The sequence below is a fragment of the Sulfuricurvum sp. RIFOXYD12_FULL_44_77 genome (assembly GCF_001830725.1).
Lineage (GTDB): Bacteria > Campylobacterota > Campylobacteria > Campylobacterales > Sulfurimonadaceae > Sulfuricurvum > Sulfuricurvum kujiense_A.
On sequence record NZ_MIBU01000251.1, the window covers coordinates 1 to 4913 of the forward strand.

4 protein-coding genes are annotated in these 4913 nt (G+C 43.4%); 2 read left to right on the forward strand and 2 right to left on the reverse strand.

The window, feature by feature from the left end; translation table 11 throughout:
- Positions 1–368: protein-disulfide reductase DsbD N-terminal domain-containing protein (locus A2517_RS08900; protein ID WP_294896210.1), on the reverse strand; the 368-nt coding region annotated here is incomplete at its 3' end.
- Positions 369–506: 138 nt separating this feature from the next.
- On the opposite strand from A2517_RS08900, the gene A2517_RS08905 reads away from it, so the two are divergent.
- The gene (locus A2517_RS08905; protein ID WP_294896211.1) at positions 507–2423 is read left to right on the forward strand and encodes a thioredoxin domain-containing protein; all 1917 of its coding nucleotides are present in this window, start codon (positions 507–509) and stop codon (positions 2421–2423) included.
- 22 nt (positions 2424–2445) lie between these two features.
- On the forward strand, positions 2446–3387 hold the full coding sequence (ppk2, locus tag A2517_RS08910) for a polyphosphate kinase 2 (RefSeq protein ID WP_294896213.1): 942 nt from the start codon (positions 2446–2448) through the stop codon (positions 3385–3387).
- On the opposite strand, the gene thrC is transcribed toward ppk2, so the two are convergent.
- Positions 3384–4856: a threonine synthase gene (gene thrC / locus A2517_RS08915; protein ID WP_294896215.1), complete on the reverse strand. Its 1473-nt coding sequence runs from the start codon at positions 4854–4856 to the stop codon at positions 3384–3386. The two genes, ppk2 and thrC, sit on opposite strands and share 4 nt — an antisense overlap.
- Positions 4857–4913: the final 57 nt, after the last annotated feature.

Consider the following 4913-nt stretch of genomic DNA (forward strand, 5'->3'; position numbering starts at 1 on the left):
TCATAACATAATCCTGCAGATGAGCACCCCTGATAGGAGAGTTTTACACCGATACTTTGTTCACCGCTGACATCTGTACTTTTAGAGAGTTTAATCCGAATTGCCGGAGAGGTTTCAAAAACACGTTCCCCTTCATGATCGACAGCTTTATTCATTGTCACGGAAGCAAAATCGATCCCGTCTTTAGGATTGGCATCTTCTACTTTAAGTTTATTTTCATACAGATAAATCATCTCGCCAAGCTCAATTTCAATACCGACCGTATTGTTATCAATGACGCTTATTTTAGGTTTAAATGCCTCATCGGGCTGTAAAAATCCAACCGCCCATACATTCAATGAAAAAAGTAAAAATAATAGTAAACGCATAAATAACCTTCTTAAAAATTCATCTCCATTTTATCACAATTAGCTGTAATGAAGCGTAGACAGAAACATTGTTAATATTTTTCAGCTTAGGTATAGCCGTAAATGCTACACTACCCGTAACTTTACATGGAGCCTTTTATGTCCAACCGTCTTGCACTCGAAGATTCCCCTTATTTACAACAACATAAAGATAATCCCATAGAGTGGTATCCGTGGTGTGACGAAGCCTTTGAAAAAGCGTCATCGGAACACAAATCTATCTTTATAAGTATCGGATACAGCAGCTGTCATTGGTGTCATGTAATGGAACATGAGGTGTTTGAAAATAGTGAGATCGCCGAATTTGTCAATCACCACTTCGTCTGCATCAAAGTAGATCGTGAAGAGCGTCCCGATATCGATAAACACTACCAAGAGCTCCATAACCTCCTCAATCGACGCGCAGGGGGATGGCCTCTCTCTATTTTCTGTACTCCTCTTAACAAACCTTTTTACGCCGCCACCTACATCCCTCCGTTCAATCGCGAACGAATGATGGGCTTTAGCGAGTTGACTGCGATCATCGCCGAAAAAGTAGCACAAAATGACGAGAAACTGTTTCAAAATGCCGAAGAAATTGTCGGCTATCTCCGTCCTAAAAATGAGAGTGTTCAGGCAACGGTTCTAACTGAAAAAATCATCACCCAATTTACTCAGCAATCACTCCATAATTATGATGAGATCAACGGCGGTTTTTCAAAATCACCGAAATTTCCTCATGTCTCTACCCTCAAAACACTCCTCACTCTCGATAGACTCCAAAGTGATGAAAAAATCAAAACGATCCTTACCCATACCCTCGATTCAATGGCTTTGGGAGGGATGTATGATCACGTTGACGGCGGTTTTTGCCGCTACAGTACCGACGCTGAGTGGCTGGTTCCCCATTTCGAGAAAATGACCTATGATAATGCCCTCCTCTGCGGAATGTATGCCGAAGTAGGAATCCTCTACAACAATGAATATTATCTTCGTATTGCCCGTGAATGTGCCGATTTTATGATGAATTTTATGATGGAAAACGACCTCTTTTACAGTGCCAGCGATGCAGACAGTGAGGGGGAAGAGGGGAAATACTTCGTCTATAGCTATAACGAAATCATAACGGCACTGGAGAAATGCTCTGTTGCCAAGCCCCTTGAAACGGCACGTCTGATCGGTGCAACACCGGAGGGAAATTTTGAGGGGCACTGCATCATCCGCTTCTCCTCTCATAAGCGCCCAGAGTGGTTTGAACCTTTCAGAGAAGAACTGCGTATACTGCGTCAGAGCCGCATCTACCCCTTTATCGACAAAAAAGTGATTACAGCTTGGAATGCGATGATGATACACGCCCTGTTTGTTTTGGGAAGAAGCGATACAACCTATAGGATACAAGCACTGCGCTCTTTAGAAAAACTCGAAACCACTATGTTTATAGAAGAGCAGCTTAAACACTCGACCCTGATCCACAAAGCACCCAAAATAGAAGCATTTTTAGAAGATTATGCCTATCTGTGCCGTGCCTATATTGAAGGGTATCAATCGACGCTGAATGAGCGCTATCTCATTCAAGGACAACGTTTTGCGAACAAAGCGCTAGAACTTTTTTATGAAGAGGGAAAATGGTATTTCAGCCGAGGAGCTTTCACCACTGTGGCTGAATTGGATGATGGTACCTACCCTAGTGCACTTGGGATTATGGTGAATGTACTCTTTAGCCTTGGAATCTTGGTTGATCCGAAATACACCCATTTTGCCTTTAAAAGTCTCGAATTCGTCTCCCTTAAACTGATGAAAACACCGATTTACTATCCTACTCTCACGTCAGAAGTGATTCGCCATTTAAGAGGAGAACGTTTTATCAAGGGCAAATCTGACACATTATCTCAGATTACAACCACTTTCAGTTACCCGTTTGTTCTTCTAAAAAATGATGAGTTGCTTGATGAATTGACGATCTGTGGCGAACATTCTTGCTTTGCCAGTACAAAAGAGATCACAAAACTTGATGATTTAATCTCTTCAACGTTATAATTAAAAAAATTAGGAGCTATTAATGGGTGCAACAAGTGCAATGGCAAAAACCGAAATAATAGAAGCTCAAAAAATTGAAGATGTTATTCACGATGATAGACGAAAATCAAAAGAACAGAATGAACAAGAGCGTCGAAGTAAAAGCAATATTGAAGAGAGACTTCCCGTCTGGGTTAAAAAATCGGTTTTAGAGTACGAAGAAGAGCTCAAAGAACTCCAGATTGAACTTCTCAAGCTTCAAAACTACGTCAAAGACAAAGGGCTTAAAATCCTGATGATTTTTGAAGGGCGCGATGCGGCAGGCAAAGGGGGGACGATCAAACGGATTACCGAACACCTTAACCCCCGAGGTGCGCGTGTCGTCGCACTCGATAAGCCCTCCGACGTCGAAAAAACACAATGGTACTTTCAGCGCTATACCCAACATCTACCGAGTGCCGGTGAAATCGTTCTCTTCGACCGAAGCTGGTACAATCGCGGCGGTGTTGAGCCGGTTATGGGATTTTGTACGCCGCAAGAGCATCAAGAGTTTTTAAATCAAGTAGGCGAGTTTGAACATATGCTTGTCAGCTCCGGAATTATTCTCTTTAAGTTCTACTTTTCCGTCTCCAAAGATGAGCAGGCCAAACGGTTTAAAGAGCGTAAAACCGATCCCCTCAAGCAGTTTAAACTCTCACCCGTGGATGCCAAGTCACAAGATTTATGGGACAAATATACGGAGATGAAATATTCTATGCTCCGGGCCTCTCATACCGGAAATGCCCCGTGGGTCATTATCCGTTCCGATAACAAGAAAAAAGCCCGTATCAACTGTATCAAGCATATTTTGTCGGGAGTTCAGTACGCTTCAGCGAAACAGCCTGATTTGAGCATATCGAAGAAAATTTTGATTTGGGGCGACGAAGAGATTAAATTGATGGAGATGGCACTCCACCAAGGGAAGCTGAAAGCTAAAAATATTTAGTTAAGGAAGTTTAAAATCTCTTTTTCAATGTTCTCTTTATCGATTACGGTGTCTTGTGTGATCGGTTTAGAGAATAGCCCTTTTACCATCGGAGGGATCGGCGTTTTGGCTGTTTTTGAGATGGATTCAAGAGCGTCGATATCATTCGCGCCTTTCTCTCCGCTCAGGGCATTTGCAATCGTCGGAGAAAACTTCGTCCACTCTGCCGTTGAATAGACAATCGTTTTTAGAGGTTTTGTTGCACAGCAATCATATGCTTTAAAACAGGTCGCCGTATGGGGATCCATCAAATAACCCGCATCATACGCCTCTTTGATGTACCCTTTCCCTTCCGCTCCGTTACAATAATCCGCGGCAAAAAGGTTCTGAATCTTCATCGTCTCATTATCGCTCAATGCATAGAAACGTTCCGCTTCGAGACCCGCCATTAGCTCTTTGGTTCGCTCGTAACCGAAAAGATCGAACAAGATACGCTCGACATTGGAAGAGATCAAAATATCCATCGCAGGAGATGTTGTCGCAACGACGTGCTCGCCGCGCAAATCATAACGACCCGTATTGATCAAACGGGTAAGGACGTTGTTTTCGTTGGATGCGATAATGATCTTCTCGACCGGAAGACCCATTTTATAGGCGTAATACCCGCCCAAAGCATTCCCAAAATTTCCGCTCGGGACATCGAGGTAGACTTTTTCACCCAGTGCAATGACGTTTTGACGAACCAGTTCGAGGTAGCTGTGGATGTGATAGATGATTTGGAAAATGATCCGTCCGAAGTTCACCGAGTTTGCCGCTGAGAGGGAGATATTTTTCGCTTTTAGGGCATCTTTGAACGTTTGAGAACCCAAAAGCTTTTTCAATGCACTTTGAGCATCATCGAAATCCCCTTTGATCCCGATCACTTTGAGATTAGCCGCATCTTCGGTCACCATTTGAAGACGCTGAACGTCCGAGGTTCCCCCATCTGGATAGAGACACGCGACACGAACGTTCGCTCTGTTTTTAAACGTCTCCAACGCCGCAGGACCCGTATCGCCGCTTGTTGCCGCTAAAATAAGATACTCTTCACCCCGTTTTTGAGCGATAGAGCTGAGAACGACGCCGAAAGGCTGAAGCGCCATATCTTTGAACGCACGGGTCGGTCCATGATAAAGTTCGCTCACATACAAATCATCACGCACTTTGACGACCGGAACGGGGTTGGTCGGATCGTCAAATTTGTCATAGAGGGATAACGCTTCATCGATAACGGATGGCTCTATATCAATCGCAAGGGTTGTCAACAAATCTTTTGCTAACTCTTTATACGAAGAACCCAAATGCTTCGTAAGAAATGCTTCCCCTAAATTTGGAAGTTCAGTAGGAACGTATAAACCGCCAAACGAAGCAATCGGGCTTAAAATCGCCTCTGAAAAGGTAACCTGTTGTGGATGGATTCCGTCATTTCCGCGTGTTTCAATAAATTTCATGGGTTCACTTTATAAAATTTTCGTGATTATAGCAAAGAGGCTATCACGTAACCCTTA

What these genes read in the sequence shown, in the direction of transcription:
- ppk2 (WP_294896213.1), top strand. Translation starts at nt 2,446, where the DNA reads ATGGGTGCAACAAGTGCAATGGCAAAAACCGAAATAATAGAAGCTCAA.
- A2517_RS08905 (WP_294896211.1), top strand. Translation starts at nt 507, where the DNA reads ATGTCCAACCGTCTTGCACTCGAAGATTCCCCTTATTTACAACAACAT.
- thrC (WP_294896215.1), bottom strand. Translation starts at nt 4,856, where the DNA reads ATGAAATTTATTGAAACACGCGGAAATGACGGAATCCATCCACAACAG.